The sequence below is a fragment of the Pseudoalteromonas thalassia genome, from assembly GCF_049257215.1.
Lineage (GTDB): Bacteria > Pseudomonadota > Gammaproteobacteria > Enterobacterales > Alteromonadaceae > Pseudoalteromonas > Pseudoalteromonas lipolytica_C.
The window spans coordinates 36,786-52,853 of record NZ_JBMMUE010000021.1 but is presented as its reverse complement, the minus strand read 5'-3'; the positions used below and the strand labels follow the sequence as shown (position 1 = coordinate 52,853).

The following is a 16,068-nucleotide window of genomic DNA, read 5'->3' as shown; positions in this document are numbered from 1 at the left end:
GACATATCATCTATTTAATGTGTTTTGGGTTTTAGCAACAAGAGTCAGTACAATATACACTGACTCGATATTGACGTTGTGTTACTTAGTCGAGGATTTGCTTGGCTTTAAGCCTGGAGTGTTTCCTGGCGTTTTTTTGTTATCACGTCGACGCTGATCTGGCTTGCCAGTCGACTTGGCTATTGGTTTTGGTCCTAGTTTCAAATCCATGATTTTATCCTTGTTTATGATGAGGTCATTCCTCGCTGTACACTATTTTGTCAATGCTAATGGTTTTCAAGATGTGTATGAAAAACAATCTAAAAATACGCTTAAGGTTCCTTGCTGGTAACTCATGTTTTGATACGCTATCTAAAATGTACAACGACAAGTCGGAGATACAAGGTGGATAGAGTTGCATCGAGCCCGCGAGTGCTTTCTGATGAAGAGAAACAAGAGCTTCGTCGTGACATGGCAGAATTCTCAGCCTGGGCCAAAACTGAACTAAAACGTCGACGAACAGCAAAAAATCAAAAAAATTCTGTGCATGGTATAGATGATGGTATCGAAAAAGGTAGTATTTCTAACTAGCTGTTATTTAGGTGTATTTTTTGCTCGTTGATATTCGAGTGGGAATAGGGCTAGCTAAAAAGAGCTAATAAAGCCTTAAGCCAATAAAAAATGCCAGTCAGTTTTACTGACTGGCATTTTTTTATAGGGATAATGGCTGTTGGTTTTCAGAAATCAGCGTATCCAGAAATCTACAACAGCTCTAACTCTACATAAGCGTGCCAAATCTGAGTAAATAGCCAACCAAAGAGGCTGAACACAGCACTTATTTGTGCTGATAAGAGTTTGTGATTAAGTGACAAGGTCTTCCTGTCAACACTTTTGTCAGCCATGAAGCTTAAACTCTCGTGACAAATGTGACGGTTAATGAGTAAGCACCAATAGCTATTCAGTCTTCGATTACACAGAATATGTGGCACAGTACGAGTTTTATTGGTGAGCTTCAGATACTTCATAACAGTTTCCATCTTGGCAGAAAGAAAATGGAGAAGTATCGATAGCCCACCGTTTAAATTTTGTGCGTGTTGTAGTCAGTCTGTTAAATATTTAAGGTTAAACAAGCGTACCTTTCGAGCCATGTGGTTCAGAACGCAAATATTGAGGCGGAGCCTGAACCTGAGCACCTAGCGCAACGGCAGCTTGCCAAGGCCAATGCGGGTTAAAAAGCACAGAGCGACCTAATGCAACCAAATCGGCATCCCCTTGTTTCAGCGCTTCTTCAGCCTGCTGTGGCTCGGTGATTAAGCCTACACCTATTACCGGTATTGTAACTTGTTGGCGAATGGCACTAGCAAACGGAAGCTGATACCCTGGTTTTACATCAATGGATTGCTGCGGCGAAAGCCCACCACTGGAAACATGCAGATAGTCACAACCCAGCTGTTCTAGTTGCTGACCAAACACAATCGATTGCTCAACATCCCAACCGTCATCAACCCAGTCAGTTGCCGAGAGACGAACTCCAACCGGAACTGAAGAAGGGATGGCTTTACGCACAGCTTCAAATACTTCAAGTGGAAAGCGTAGGCGATTTTCCAGCGAACCACCATATTGGTCCTGTCTTTGGTTACTTAGTGGAGAAAGAAATTGGTGGAGTAGGTAACCATGCGCCGCATGGATTTCTATTAGATCAATTCCTACACGTACTGCACGAATTGCGCTGTCAACAAACGCCTGTTTAATACGCGCAAGACCCGCTAAGTCGAGTGACTCTGGCGTTTCGTCTTGCTCATTGAAGGCCAACGCAGATGGAGCAACCGTTTGCCAGCCACCTTCATCCATCGTCAATTTATGACCTCCCTGCCATGGCACATGACAAGAAGCCTTTCGCCCGGCATGACCAAGCTGAATACCTATACGAATGGGAGACCAAGCGCGAACATCAGACAAAACACTGTCTAATGCGGCTTCTGTTGCGTCATCCCACAGTCCTAAATCTCCCGCTGAAATACGGCCAATAGGTTCAACAGCTGTGGCCTCCAAAATTAGCAATCCAGCGCCAGACGTTGCCAGCGAACCATAGTGCATGCGGTGCCAGGAGCTAGCCTGTCCAGATTCGGCGGAGTATTGACACATTGGTGCGATAACTATGTGGTTTGTAAGATTGAGCTCTCCGATCTTCGCGGCACTAAATAATTGGCTCATTTTAACCCCTCAATGTTGTTTTCAGCAGAATGCCATAGGATGGCCTCACCCCCAATTTTTCTGAGCAAAGTAGGGGAGGCTGAATCCCTCCTGCTGGTACCTATTTTTTGTATTTGCTTATTCAGTTGTTATTGCTGAATAGCATGAATATGAAATGTGATTACTGTGTCTATTAATCATAAGGTTAAAGTGGTCATCACATGTTCCTTTTTCAAGGGCGGTCACTGTTGGTACTCAATAAATTGCGAATAAGTAACATTGGCTTTAATTTTAGTTAATTAATGGCTTCCTATTTTCTCATGCCTTGTGCATTTCAATATTCAAAGCGACGAGTCGCAAAAAAATCAACACGGCGAATTAGCGTGCTAATTCGCCGTTTTGTTTATTTAAGAAGCAGTTAAACTAAAAACTGTGTTTTTTTACTTTACCTTTGAAAAAAGCTCTATATAATTCGTCGTCATTGCAGGGGCGTAGTTCCAATTGGTAGAACAGCGGTCTCCAAAACCGACGGTTGGGAGTTCGAATCTCTCCGCCCCTGCCATTTCTTCCTGCTTTACTTTAATCGCAAATCTTCCTATATTACTTGCTCTTAATCATGATTGAGTTGTTATGAATCCAAGTTACGCTGCGATATTCTCTGTACAATCACTCGAGTTAAAACAACATTATCGAACTATGCCTGATACTCAGGATGAACAAGTCACTGTAACAGCACAAGCACCTTTAGTACTTCCACTGCAGCTACATCAAGATCTTGAAAAAGCGTTTGCTCCAATAGTGATCACACAGGTAGTAAAAGCTGAGAATATTAGCTGGCAGGATGGCTGTTTAGCCTTGCTGAGTGAGAAGCTCACAGCTGAGCAGAAAAAACAACTTTGGTCTTTAATTGGTGAACAACTTGATAAGCTTTAAACCTGTAGATGCAACCTATATTAGCCAGTTAATGGCTATTGAAAATGCCTGTCATAGTCATCCGTGGACAGAAAAGACCATGCTGTCGTGTTTAGCTGGTCGCTATTTTAACCTTGCAGCCTTTAGTGATGATGAAATGCTTGGCTTTTACATCGGTGAACAAGCAGGGCCAGACTTTACTCTAATGGATATTTGTGTAGCGCCAGCGTATCAAGGGCAGGGTATTGCAAAACAATTATTAAACGCATTTATTGAGCATGGTGAGCAATACCAAGCAGAGAACTTATTTTTAGAAGTGCGAGAATCAAACAAACCTGCAATTGGTTTGTACGAGAGTGCAGGCTTTAGCTCAATGTCAGTGCGTAAAAATTACTACCCAACTGCGACAGGTAATGAAGATGCTATTTTGATGGGGCTAACTTTAAGGCTTTAGTTAAGCGGCCTCTTTTAGAGCACTAATGAGTGCTTCATAACAGTCTGCAACTTGTGCCATTTGGTTCGTGCTCAATGCCGTTTCTAGTTGACCTGCCGTTTTGTGGATTTCTTCAAAGCTAAAACACCCTGCGCTGCCTTTAATACTGTGTGCAAGAGAGCGTAATGCCTCCCACTCTTTTGCACGATACAGTCGTACCACTTGGCTTAAATAATCAGGTAGTTTAGAACGGTAGTTATCATTGATCTGTTGGAATTTCTCACTTTTCAGTAAGTTTTCCCATTTATTTTGACTGTCTTTTTCAATATTCAAGTAGCTAACTAGTACTTTCTCAAGAGCATGTTTATCGATTGGTTTAGCCAGCGCCTCATCGCAACCAGCTTCTAAATAAGTATCAACGTCATTTTTCATAACGTTTGCTGTTAAGGCTATGATAGGGCCATCGTATGCGGCATGACGGAGCATTTGCGTTGCTTCTAATCCACCCATTACTGGCATTTGCATATCCATGATAATCAACTGATAGTCATTAACCAGAGCCATTTCTACGGCTTCAGCGCCGTTTTTCGCAATGTCAGGTTCGAGCCCCCAAGTTTGTAGCAATAGTTTTATCAATAATTGATTATCTGGATTATCCTCAGCCACTAAAATATGAGCATCAAAACTATTTTCAGCGAAGGATAATTGTGTATCTGAACCCGGAGATAGTTGTTCATAGTTGTGAATAAACGCATTACGTTGTAATTGTTCAGGGTTTAAATGACAGGCCACTTGCACGGTAAAGCTACTACCTTTACCTAGCTCGCTGACAAGCTTTACATCTCCCCCTAATAGCTGAGCCAAGTTCTTTGAAATACATAAACCTAGGCCCGTTCCACCAAATCGACGAGTTGTTGTGGCATCGGCTTGTTCGAACGGTTTAAATACTCGCTCAACTTCACGCTCAGACATACCAATTCCGGTATCTTCAATGACAAATTCTAATAGCTGTCGCTCATCGTTATAGTGAATATCAAGCGAGATAAAGCCTTGCTCAGTAAATTTAACGGCATTGCTAGCAATGTTTATTAATATTTGTTTTAAGCGTGTGGTATCACTGTTAATGCTTTGAGGAATTGGTAAGTTGTAATTAATATTAAACTGCAGTTGCTTTTGATTCGCTAATGGGCGAATGATTGAATCAATATCATGAATTAATTGAACAACCGAGCAAGGGCTTCGTTCGACGGCCAGTTTTTCTGCTTCAATTTTAGATAAATCGAGAATGTTATTTATGAGCTCTAAAAGGTGTTTAGAGTTTCGCAAAATTGTACTTAAATGCTGCTCATCATTCACCGCATCTTTGTTGTGTAGCAGTTGCTCAGTAAAACCCATGATTGCGGTAAGTGGGGTGCGAATTTCATGGCTCATATTTGCTAAAAAGCGGCTCTTTAATTGGTTTGCTTGTTCAGCTTGGGCAATAGCCACTTCAAGTTTGTTATTCATAGCTTCAAGCGCTTTAGTTCGGCTTTCTACTTTTTCTTCAAGGTGGTGTTTGTACTCTTCGAGTTCATCTTGGTAGTCACGAATTTGATTTACCATGTGATTAAAGTCGTTAAATAAGACACCCACTTCATCGTTAGTATGCGCAGGTAAATAAACTGATAAGTCACCATCACCTACTCGGTGACTCGCAGCACCTAATAATTCGACAGGGGTTAACAGTAAATTACGAACAACGATATAAATTAAAATTGGTAACGAGATCACTGAGATAATTACAATCAGTGCAGTTATTAAGCTAATTGCTTTACCTGACTGATAGAGTAAATCTTTGGGAGTTGTTGAAATGAAATAGTCGCCGTCCGTCATTTGCACAGCGTAGATAATTCGCTCTTCTTTATCGATACTTGATAATTCAATATCGGCCAGTTTTCCGTAATCAGCTAATCTCTTTATTTGCTCGAGCTCATATTCACTTAAGTAGTTGCCGCGCAGGTCATAATCAGAGCTAAATAAAATTTGCCCTTTAGTCGTTAAGAATAAATTTAGGGTGTTATTAAATGGGGCTTCTAAAATACTGGCGTTTAAAATAGATGGCTCAACATGTACCACAATAAAGCCAAGCTGCTGAGGCTGTTTTAGGTAGTAATCAATGTTATAAATTGGATGCACAAAATAGAGGCTGGTCGAACCGTCTTCTTTGGGGATCATAAATTGCTGTTGACGCAGGTTTGATTTGAGTACTTGTTTGAAAAACGGGTAGCTCTTTGGCGCGGGTGTCAATTGGCTTGAATAAAAAGCATCACTTCTGCCGTCTGGGGCAACATAATTAATACTAATTATATCTGGGTAAGCTTCTGAATAACTGGCAAATACATTCATTAGTTCGCCAAGTCGCTCGATATATTGATTTTTAGAGCCCGGCTCTCGAGACAAAAAGTCGGCAAGTACTGGAGACGTTGATAATAAACGCGTAATAGAATGAAACGAGTCTATGTAGTTGAAGATCTTCTGTTGTTGTTGTTCAACAAAGCGACTCACAATCAGCTCAGCTTGTTTTTTTGTTGAATTGGTCACATTGGTTAACGTAAAGCCACCTAAAAACAACAAAGGTAAAATCACTAATGGGGTGATATACCATAATAATCGAATACTGAGCTTACTGGTTTTCATGACCTAAATTAATATCCTCCGTGCAATTTATCCATAGTATGCGTTACAACTTGATTACACAAGCTTAGCAAAAAAGTGAACAACGAAAATCCCTAACCCAAGGTGAATAATTACTTACAATCGCTGCTTTTTTGGCTAAGACAAACAAGGTATAATACACGGCAATTCTATTTTATTTTTACAGTGCGCACCGAGCTTTATAATTTATAAGGCAGTTAAGTGCGCTTTGTTATGACTAAAAGCAGCTTACATGTCTAATTTAACTACCGAAATTAATAAACGACGCACTTTTGCGATCATCTCGCACCCGGATGCGGGTAAAACCACCATTACAGAAAAAGTTCTGTTATTCGGACAAGCGATTCAAAAAGCGGGTACCGTAAAAGGTCGTGGCTCAAACCAGCACGCAAAATCAGACTGGATGGAAATGGAAAAAGAACGTGGTATCTCGGTTACTACGTCAGTTATGCAATTTCCTTACAATGAGCGTCTGGTTAACTTACTTGATACTCCAGGACACGAAGACTTCTCTGAAGATACCTACCGTACATTGACAGCAGTTGACTCTTGTCTAATGGTAATCGACGCTGCGAAAGGTGTTGAGGATCGTACTCGTAAATTAATGGAAGTAACACGCTTACGTACTACACCTATCGTCACCTTTATGAATAAGTGTGACCGTGATATTCGTGACCCAATGGAGTTATTAGACGAAGTTGAAACCGAGCTTAATATCGCCTGTGCACCTATCACATGGCCGATTGGTTGCGGTAAAGAGTTTAAAGGTGTGTATCACATTCACCGCGAAGAAACGATTTTGTATAGCACAGGCCAAGGCCATACTATTCAAGAAGTTCGAACAATCAAAGGACTCGATAACCCTGAGCTTGACCAAGCTATTGGTAGCGAACTGGCAGAGCAGCTTCGTGAAGAACTTGAGCTAGTTGTCGGTGCATCACACGAATTTGACTTAGATCTGTTTTTAGCGGGCGAGCTATCACCTGTGTATTTTGGTACGGCATTAGGTAACTTTGGTGTTGACCATGTACTTGATGGCTTAACAGAGTGGGCGCCTGCACCACTACCACGCGAAACAGAAGACCGCCAAGTTGTTGCAACCGAAGAGAACTTCTCTGGCTTCGTATTTAAAATCCAAGCGAACATGGATCCTAAACACCGTGACCGTATTGCCTTTATGCGAATTGTATCAGGCAAATATAGCCAAGGTATGAAGATGAGCCACGTGCGTATTGGTAAACAAGTGAGTATCTCTGATGCGGTAACCTTTATGGCCGGTGACCGTGAGCGAGCGCAAGATGCTTACGCGGGTGACATCATAGGTTTACACAACCACGGCACGATTCAAATTGGTGACACCTTCACACAAGGTGAAAAAATGAAGTTTGGTGGTATCCCTAACTTCGCACCAGAATTATTCCGTCGTATTCGCTTAAAAGATCCACTTAAGCAAAAGCAATTATTAAAAGGCTTAGTTCAGCTATCTGAAGAAGGTGCTGTGCAAGTATTTAGACCACTTATTAACAACGACCTTATCGTTGGCGCGGTCGGTGTACTACAGTTTGATGTGGTTGTTGCGCGCTTAAAAGCAGAGTACAACGTTGACGCCATTTACGAAGGTGTCAGCGTAAACACTGCTCGTTGGGTAAGCTCTGACGATGTTAAAAAGTTTGAAGAATTTAAGCGTAAGTGCGAGAGCAACTTAGCATTAGATGGCGGCGATAATCTTACTTATATCGCACCAAGCCGTGTTAACTTGAACTTATCGATGGAACGTTATCCAGACATCAAGTTTAATCATACACGCGAAAACTAATACACTAAGCTTGCATCAAATTTAAGTGCCCGTACTGCGGGCCATAAAGGTAAAAATTACAATGAATATTCGTACTCTTTTAATCGAAAAAGCAATTGCAGCTATGGTTGCAGCTGGATTACCAGAAGACACAAATCCAGCGGTTACACAAAGTACACGCCCGCAGTTTGGTGATTACCAAATCAATGGCGCAATGGGCGCGGCTAAAAAATTAAAATCAAACCCGCGTGAACTTGCACAAAAAATTATCGATAACCTAGACCTTGCTGATATCGCAGAAAAAACAGAAATTGCAGGCCCTGGTTTTATCAACATTCACTTAAAGCCTGAGTTTTTATCAGCTAGCTTAAAAGCAGCAAACGAAGACGAAAAGCTGGCTGTTGCGCCACATGCAAAAGCGAAAAAAGTGGTTGTTGATTATTCATCACCTAACCTTGCTAAAGAAATGCACGTAGGTCACTTACGTTCAACTATCATTGGTGATGCGGTTGTTCGTGCCCTTGAGTTCCGTGGTGATGAAGTTGTTCGTCAAAACCACATGGGTGACTGGGGTACTCAGTTTGGTATGTTAATCGCACACTTAGAAGATCAAATCAACCAAGGTGTTGATTTAGAATCTGTTGCACTTGCGGATTTAGAAACCTTCTATCGTGATGCGAAAAAACGCTTTGATGATGAAGAAGGCTTTGCCGATAAAGCGCGTAACTACGTGGTTAAATTGCAAAGCGGCGATGCACACTGTGAAAAACTTTGGAAGTTATTCATTGCCACTTCTGTAAAGCACTCTGAAGAAGTTTACAAACGCCTAAACGTAACGCTTACGCAAGATGACATCATGGCAGAAAGTGCTTACAACAGCGAACTTGCAAACATCATCGCGCTATTAAAAGACAAAAACATTGCTGTTGAATCTGATGGTGCACAAGTGGTGTTCTTAGATGAGCTTGCTAACAAAGACGGTGAGCCTTCAGTATTTATCGTACAGAAATCAGGTGGTGGCTTCTTATATGCAACAACCGACTTAGCTGCATGTGATTACCGCTCAAATAAACTCGGTGCTGATCGTATCTTAATCTTTGTAGATGCACGTCAAAGCTTACACTTCAATCAAGTTGAGCTAACAGCACGTAAAGCGGGTTTATTACGTGATGAAACAAGTTATGAATTCTGCCCATTCGGCACTATGATGGGTGAAGACGGCAAGCCATTCAAAACACGTACAGGCGGTACTGTTAAACTTGCAGACTTACTTGAAGAGTCAATCACTCGTGCTGCAGCTAAACTTGCTGAGCGTGAGTCAGATTTAAGCGACGAAGAGCGTAGCGAAATTGCCCGTAAAGTGGGTATTGGTGCAGTGAAATATGCGGATCTGTCTAAGCACCGTACTAGCGACTATATCTTCAACTGGGACACTATGCTGAGCTTTGAAGGTGCAACAGCCCCTTACTTACAATATGCATACACGCGTGTTCGCAGTATTTTCCGTAAATCAGGTATCGATGCTGCTTCATTAACAGCTGACGTTGCAATCAACGAGCCACAAGAAAAAGCACTGGCACTTAAACTTCTACAGTTAGAAGAAGTGCTTGATCTAATGATCAGCGAAGCGACACCGCACGTATTATGTGGATACCTATACGAACTAGCAAGCCTATACATGACGTTCTACGAAGCATGCCCAGTTCTAAAAGAAGGCGTAGAGCCAAGCGTTCGTGACAGCCGATTAGTACTGTGTAATTTGGTAGCGAAGACGCTGAAGTCAGGATTGGACCTGCTAGGTATCGAAGTAATGGAGCAAATGTAATCTGCTTCGTGTAGTTCGCTTTAGCTGCGTTAATGAGTTTATTTAGCCTAAGTCACATACAAAACACGTATGCTCCTTGGCATAAATAAACTCATTGCCTTGCTAGCACTCCTACACTTGCAGAACGTTTAAGACTCAAAGGGATAAGTCGGTTTTCCGCCTTGTCTTAGGCTAAACTACTTAGGTGAATTCTGCTTCGTGTAGTTCGCTTTGAAAGCACTCCTACACTTGCAGATGATGCGCTTTGTAGGTTGGGTAGAGCGCAGCGAAACCCAACAAATTGACAGCTCAACAACCTTGATTAATCTTTAGCTGATAGCGATAGAGGGAATTTTATGAAACTTGAAGATATTCGCCGTGAATATTTACAGGATGGTTTATCTGAAGACATGCTTGATGCGTCTCCAATCAAGCAGTTTGAAAAATGGCTTGAGCAAGCTGTTGCCACTAATTTGCCTGATCCTACGGCGATGGTAGTCGCAACGGTTGATGAACATGGCCAGCCTTCGCAGCGTATCGTGCTGTTAAAGCATCTTGATGAAAATGGCTTTGTGTTTTTTACCAATACCGGCTCGCGCAAGGCGCAGGAGCTTAAAGGTAATAACAAAATCTCTCTGCATTTCCCATGGCACCATATGGAGCGACAAGTCATTGTTTATGGTGAGGCTAAACCCTTACCAACAACTGCTGTTGCTAAGTACTTTTTATCGCGTCCTAAAGAAAGCCAATTAGCTGCATGGGCATCTCAGCAAAGTCGTCCTGTGTCATCACGTAAGGTGTTAATGGAAACATTTGCGAAAATGAAGCAAAAGTTTTCTGATGGTGAAATTCCATTGCCTGATTTTTGGGGTGGCTATTGTGTTGAGCCTACTAAAATTGAGTTTTGGCAAGGTGGTGCGCACCGCCTGCACGACCGCTTTATGTATCAACGCCAAGCCGACGGTAGTTGGCAGTTTGGTCGTTTAAATCCGTAAATGCGTTTTATCGATTCCCACTGCCATCTTGATTTTAGCGAATTTGATGAAACTCGCACAGAGCTCATCAAAGCATGCAAGCAAGTAGGAATTGAGCATTTTATTGTGCCAGGTGTGAGCTTGGCACAATCTACAGCACTTCTTTCTTTTGCCAAATCAGAGCCAAGAATTTCAGTTGCTTTAGGCTTACATCCTTATTTTTTATCTGACCACCAAGCTCATCACCTCGCAGAATTAGAGCAGTTAGCAAAAGCCAATTTAGGCCAGTTTATTGCCATCGGTGAGTGCGGTCTTGATCGCAGTATCGACAACCTCGATAAACAAACGCAGCTTTTTGAAGGGCAGATAGAGCTCGCCAATCAACTTGCTTTGCCACTGATTGTGCATCACAGACAAAGCCATGATTTAATTGCCCGCTCATTTAAGCGCTGCAAACCCAAATATGGAGGGGTTATTCATGCTTTTTCAGGCTCAGAACAACAAGCCTCAAGTTATATAAAACAAGGTTTTAAGCTTGGAGTTGGTGGCGTGATAAGTTATCCACGCGCGGCGAAAACTCGTAAAGTCTTAAGCGCTATAGAGCCACAGCATTTAGTACTTGAAACCGATTCGCCGTCAATGCCACTTGCTGGCTTTCAAGGGCAGGTAAATACGCCGCTTAAGGTGCGTGATGTATTTGCACATTTATGTGAGCTTAAAGGCGTGATAGGTGATGCAAAGCAGCAACTTGCTGCCGAACTTTACGATTCTTGCTCTGCGCTTTTTTTGATATAGCGATTAAATTGCCAGCGTTTTAGGCCACGGCCAAGTTGCCACGTAAAAATACAAGTAATTACGAGCATAAGTAATACTTGTCTGCCTAAGTCATGAAAGCTACTGTGGCTGGTGGCTATCGATGCTTGCGTAAGATACGTTATTGCCACAAACCCGAGTGGTCGCTCGTTATCACTAATAACGGGCTCAACAAATGGTGTTTTTAATTTACTAATGCCCGGCGTTGAATCCGGTAACAAACCAAAGGTATGGTGACTTTGCCAGTTATCACTGGCAGCTACTTGAATACCTTGTTGGTCGTAAATTATTGCAGCTAACACATACTCATCTGCAGCTATGTGGTTACATAGCGCTTTTAATTCTGGTTTGTTTTTTTCTAGTAGTGGGGTTTTAGCGTTTAGGGCCATAAACTTGGTTAAGCTTATCGCTGTGCTGTCTGCACTATCATAAAGTAACTGATGACTTTGAAAACTACTATTAACGGCAACCCAGCTCAGCAGCACAAAACAGGCTGCAGCTAGACTTAAACGCACCAAACGTTGGCGGTATGTAGCCGAAAATGGAGTTTTTAGTTGGTTATTTTTCATAGTCACCGTATACGCTGCTGACAGCTTTTCAATTTGATGGTACAACTAAACCAGTATAATAACCTTATTAGTTCATTGATTGCGAGTAGCTCATGCGCGCGCAAGGACAGACATAAGTCTAATGTGGAGCCACTATGTCACAGCTTAGCTTAGCTGCTACACCTTCAGCAAATTTAGCTGAACAAATCAGCCTAAATTGCTGGTATAAAATTGAAAACAAACACCTTATTACAACAGACTTTACGCCAAAAGCAAGTCAGGGCGTATTTAGCGTAGCATTCGGTAAAGTACTTGATGCTGAGCAAATACTGGCTATTAGTGAGTTTTTAGCGGCACAAGGGTTTAGCAATTTATCGCTATGTTGTTATCAGCCAATTGCAGACATGCCAGTGGCATGGAGCTTTCATAGCGATGCAACAACAACACTCAGCCCACTGGTATTAGTTGAGTTTGCCAAGCAAATTGGTATTCAACTGGTGCAGTTGACTAATCCACCTACGGTTGATGAGCCTGGTCTATTATTAATGGACATGGACTCTACCGCGATTACTATCGAGTGTATAGATGAAATAGCACGACTGGCTGATGTATATGATGAAGTGGCTGCTGTGACCGCCCAAGCAATGGCTGGACAATTAGATTTTGCACAAAGCTTAAAACAGCGTGTTGCTAAGCTTGAAGGTATTGATGTTGATCTAATCGATGGCTTAAAAGCACGTTTACCACTTATGCCGGGTGTTAGTGAATTATGCCAATACTTAAAACAACATAATTGGCATTTAGCCATTGCATCAGGTGGTTTTGTACCATTTGCTGAGCAAGTGCAAACACTAATAGGTTTAGATGAAGTGCACGCTAATACCCTTGAGTTCAAAGATAATCGTTTAACAGGTAAAGTGATTGGCACTATTGTTGATGCTGAAGAAAAAGCCCGTGTACTTAAACGAATCGAAGCAAAGCTTGCCTTAAATAATCGTCAAACTGTTGCCATGGGTGATGGAGCTAACGATTTAAAAATGATGGCTGCGGCAGGGCTTGGTGTGGCTGTTCACGGTAAACCTAAAGTGGTTGAGCAAGCACAAACGGCTATTAACGAAGGTTCGTTGCTGCAAGTTGCTTACTTGTTAGGCCTACCGTTAGATTACTCGCTTTAACCAGATTGCTTTGCGTTTACTCATTTCGTCGATCAGCCTTTGGTCAATATCAAAATGGGTAAGCGCTTCTTCGGTTATATCAATTAAATCTCCCACACCAGCAACAGCCCATAATGCTTCCTCTAAATCTTTTGCTTTGTGTAAAGCATATTGGCTGATGTATTTAAGCTCATTCGATAAGTAATCAATATCAGGTCGGCCTGTGCGTGATACATATAAACGAAATACAAACACTAAGTCGTTTTTCAGTGCTTTTTTTACAAATAGTGTTTGTGATGTGTAATCCTCATCGCTAATGCAGCGGCTGGTAATTGAGTCAGCAATTGTGCCTAAACGTGGGTTAAAACAAACAAAAAGTGTAAATGGCAAAGGAGCATCTTGACGACTACGATCTTTGATAAGTGGGGTGATCACTTCGGTTATTTGGTCTGTCGACAACAAGCCATCAATGCTGGTGCTTTCATTAAGCAGTGCAAAATTTTGTAAAAGCACATGTAATGGACTTGGGTATAAGCCTTGCCCAATAGCACCTATTTTAAAATGGGCTGATTCTTTATGGAGATAAAGCGGAAATTGGCAAACACTTTTTGTTACCATGTTTCTAAGTGCAGTAGAGAGCCCAGGAATCTTAGGGGTTTCTTCACACACTTTTAGTTTATCTTTATTATTATCAATCAACACCGTGAAAAAGGTTATTGCCATATGAGGCAAATCGGTTACTCGATGTACTTTTAAATTCACAGTTGTAAGCGACTTACTTATTGCCATAACTTCATAGCTAAGATCACTTAGGTCGTGTTTTTTGGTGATTTTCTGTAGTTCAGGCAAGCTTAACTTAATGATATCGCCCTTTTTAAAGTCTACAGGTTTCTCACATTCAATTTGTAACCCCATAACTGAAAGATCACGTGTGTAGCCCTGCACAAGTTGTTCTTTATGCTTAACCGTGACAGATGTTTTATACAAGAATCGCTTATGCGCTCTTAAATTCACATACTCTAAGGCAACAGGCTCTAGATGAGGCGGTGACTTGTGTTTACTGTGGCCAAATTGTTTTAATTGATTAACCGCAGTTTTATCAAATACACGTTGTTGGTATTTTTTCTGCTCATACTCACTACCCACTGAAGTCAAAATCAACAAGTATTTAACGTCTTTTAGCATGCCTTGCACACGCGGGGTCGGTGGCTTGTTGAGCTTTTCGATGTTTTTACCTGCGCTACTTGGTAACGTCAATGGAATGTATGAATCTTCTGGATGGCTTGGCATTAGCTGAAGTTTAAAACACTGCCAGCTATCTTTTTGACTACCAAACCCTAAAAACAAATCTTTTAAATGAGGCTGATTATTTAACTCAGAGCGAGTTGCTGAATAGTAATAAATTCTGCCAGATACTGTATGAGTAAAAGTGTAAATATAGTCTTCTTTTACGGCATCAGGGCTACTGAGTAAGTGAGCAATGCGCTGCTGATTAACAATACTGTATAAACATGACACTTTTCGCTCATCACAAAAGTAACGCTGAATAAATATATTGTTTTCTGTTGTTAAGGCGAGACTTGGGTAAAGCTTGTCACCCTGCAAACTTAAAAACGTATAGAGCGAAGTCACTCGAGGAATATAGTATTGCTCATATCCTTTAGAGACAACAGCATCTAAGGTATTGTCTAAATTAACTTTATAGCGTCGTTTATTGCCGTGGATAAAGCTATTTAAAAAGTCGTCAAACTGCTTGTTATTTTCTATAAAGGTACGTTTTAAGCGCACATGATTATATTCACGCGATACCTTTTCGACGGCAATAACTTCATATTGAATACCATTTTTCAGACCCAGCTCAAAGTCTTGCTCGAGACCAACCAAGCGTAAGCCAATTAATTGGCCTTTTTTTAATTTATATCGGGGGGCAAGTTTGATTTTTGCACCGCTTAACGAGATATCAGAAGTTGATGCTGAGACTTTCGTTTCTTTATCAATTTCAACCGAGATCTTTATGGAGTAATTCATGCGCTCTTCAGAGCGGCTTTCATAAGAAGCAAATTTGATAACTTTTGCAGTTAACTGATTACTACTGTCATCGCTAATGAGGTCTTGCTCGGCGGCTTTTTTTTGCATCACTCGGTGATTGTTTTCGGTATTCATCACCGCTTCATAGACTGCAAGGGTATAGCCACCGTGGCGTTTAATCGCATCTTCAAACACTTCAATGGCGGTGTCATCCATAAAGTGCTGTTTGCCCTCATACTCGTAAGGTTTTACTTGTCCAGTGACTTGACCACGCAAATCGATAAAGCGTGCTACAGGCTGAGATAAACGCGACATCTCCATTTTGATCAAAAACTGCTCTGGCTTAGTTAAGCTGGCTGTTTTTGCTTTAAATAGCTTGTCGAATTGAGGTGTGCCTAAATTCGCCTTTAGTTCTTCAACTAGACTTTCGTATTTAAGCAAGATATCTTCTGGCATTTATAAAACCATCACTGTCTATCAAATAACGTAGTATTACTCGGCGGTGTTTTGCAGCTCACTACGCGAGTAGTAATTACTTTGTTGTTTTATTAGTTATTGTTATAAGTACTAGCCAATAAAATGGCAAGTTCTCTGGTATTTATTATTAAGCAAAAACTGTGCCCTTAACTTGTTCTTTAGTCAACAGTTAACATATAAGAAGGTCGATAGGGAGCAAGTTACCATGTATTATCTTCGATGTTTTTAAATCTACTATACATCAATTACCTTAGTAGTCAGTTT

13 protein-coding genes and 1 tRNA gene are annotated in these 16,068 nt (G+C 41.3%); 9 read left to right on the top strand and 5 right to left on the bottom strand.

The window, feature by feature from the left end; genetic code table 11:
• Positions 1-81: 81 nt before the first annotated feature.
• Positions 82-210 carry a hypothetical protein gene (locus AAEU31_RS18865; protein ID WP_421968018.1) on the bottom strand — a complete coding sequence of 43 codons (129 nt, stop codon included), beginning with the start codon at positions 208-210 and terminating at the stop codon, positions 82-84.
• A 174-nt stretch (positions 211-384) separates the two neighbouring features.
• Between AAEU31_RS18865 and AAEU31_RS18860 the strand changes: the two genes are divergently transcribed.
• On the top strand, positions 385-570 hold the full coding sequence (locus tag AAEU31_RS18860; RefSeq protein WP_421968017.1) for a hypothetical protein: 186 nt from the start codon (positions 385-387) through the stop codon (positions 568-570).
• A gap of 531 nt (positions 571-1,101) precedes the next feature.
• Here the strand turns inward: AAEU31_RS18860 and AAEU31_RS18855 are convergent.
• Complete coding sequence (locus AAEU31_RS18855; protein WP_421968016.1) at positions 1,102-2,193, bottom strand: NADH:flavin oxidoreductase/NADH oxidase; 1,092 nt, start codon at positions 2,191-2,193, stop codon at positions 1,102-1,104.
• A gap of 464 nt (positions 2,194-2,657) precedes the next feature.
• Between AAEU31_RS18855 and AAEU31_RS18850 the strand changes: the two genes are divergently transcribed.
• The 3 genes from AAEU31_RS18850 to rimI all read left to right on the top strand — a co-directional run bounded on the left by AAEU31_RS18850 (position 2,658) and on the right by rimI (position 3,538).
• Positions 2,658-2,734 (top strand) — tRNA-Trp (locus AAEU31_RS18850).
• A gap of 68 nt (positions 2,735-2,802) precedes the next feature.
• On the top strand, positions 2,803-3,105 hold the full coding sequence (locus AAEU31_RS18845; RefSeq protein WP_421968015.1) for a hypothetical protein: 303 nt from the start codon (positions 2,803-2,805) through the stop codon (positions 3,103-3,105).
• Entirely contained in the window at positions 3,092-3,538 is a 447-nt protein-coding gene (rimI, locus tag AAEU31_RS18840; RefSeq protein ID WP_171040450.1) for a ribosomal protein S18-alanine N-acetyltransferase, read from the top strand. The genes AAEU31_RS18845 and rimI overlap by 14 nt, the downstream gene beginning before the upstream one ends.
• Here the strand turns inward: rimI and AAEU31_RS18835 are convergent, their stop codons facing one another.
• Positions 3,539-6,193 (bottom strand): ATP-binding protein, encoded by a 2,655-nt coding sequence (locus AAEU31_RS18835; RefSeq protein WP_421968014.1) that lies wholly within the window; start codon positions 6,191-6,193, stop codon positions 3,539-3,541.
• A gap of 250 nt (positions 6,194-6,443) precedes the next feature.
• On the opposite strand from AAEU31_RS18835, the gene prfC reads away from it, so the two are divergent.
• From prfC to AAEU31_RS18815, 4 genes are all read left to right on the top strand, one after another.
• On the top strand, positions 6,444-8,027 hold the full coding sequence (prfC, locus tag AAEU31_RS18830; protein WP_199526275.1) for a peptide chain release factor 3: 1,584 nt from the start codon (positions 6,444-6,446) through the stop codon (positions 8,025-8,027).
• Positions 8,028-8,088: 61 nt separating this feature from the next.
• The gene (gene argS, locus AAEU31_RS18825) at positions 8,089-9,831 is read left to right on the top strand and encodes an arginine--tRNA ligase (protein ID WP_421968013.1); all 1,743 of its coding nucleotides are present in this window, start codon (positions 8,089-8,091) and stop codon (positions 9,829-9,831) included.
• A gap of 335 nt (positions 9,832-10,166) precedes the next feature.
• Positions 10,167-10,805, top strand: coding sequence for a pyridoxamine 5'-phosphate oxidase (gene pdxH, locus AAEU31_RS18820; RefSeq protein WP_135925887.1), 639 nt, complete (start codon positions 10,167-10,169; stop codon positions 10,803-10,805).
• The gene (locus AAEU31_RS18815; protein WP_421968012.1) at positions 10,806-11,579 is read left to right on the top strand and encodes a TatD family hydrolase; all 774 of its coding nucleotides are present in this window, start codon (positions 10,806-10,808) and stop codon (positions 11,577-11,579) included. It abuts the gene before it with no gap.
• Here the strand turns inward: AAEU31_RS18815 and AAEU31_RS18810 are convergent.
• Entirely contained in the window at positions 11,546-12,166 is a 621-nt protein-coding gene (locus AAEU31_RS18810; RefSeq protein WP_135925885.1) for an AhpA/YtjB family protein, read from the bottom strand. The two genes, AAEU31_RS18815 and AAEU31_RS18810, sit on opposite strands and share 34 nt — an antisense overlap.
• Before the next feature lie 134 nt (positions 12,167-12,300).
• Here AAEU31_RS18810 and serB point away from each other — a divergent pair, with 134 nt between their 5' ends.
• Positions 12,301-13,320, top strand: coding sequence for a phosphoserine phosphatase SerB (serB, locus tag AAEU31_RS18805; RefSeq protein ID WP_135925884.1), 1,020 nt, complete (start codon positions 12,301-12,303; stop codon positions 13,318-13,320).
• Here the strand turns inward: serB and AAEU31_RS18800 are convergent.
• Positions 13,303-15,783: a PilZ domain-containing protein gene (locus tag AAEU31_RS18800; RefSeq protein WP_235383289.1), complete on the bottom strand. Its 2,481-nt coding sequence runs from the start codon at positions 15,781-15,783 to the stop codon at positions 13,303-13,305. The two genes, serB and AAEU31_RS18800, sit on opposite strands and share 18 nt — an antisense overlap.
• Positions 15,784-16,068 lie beyond the last annotated feature (285 nt).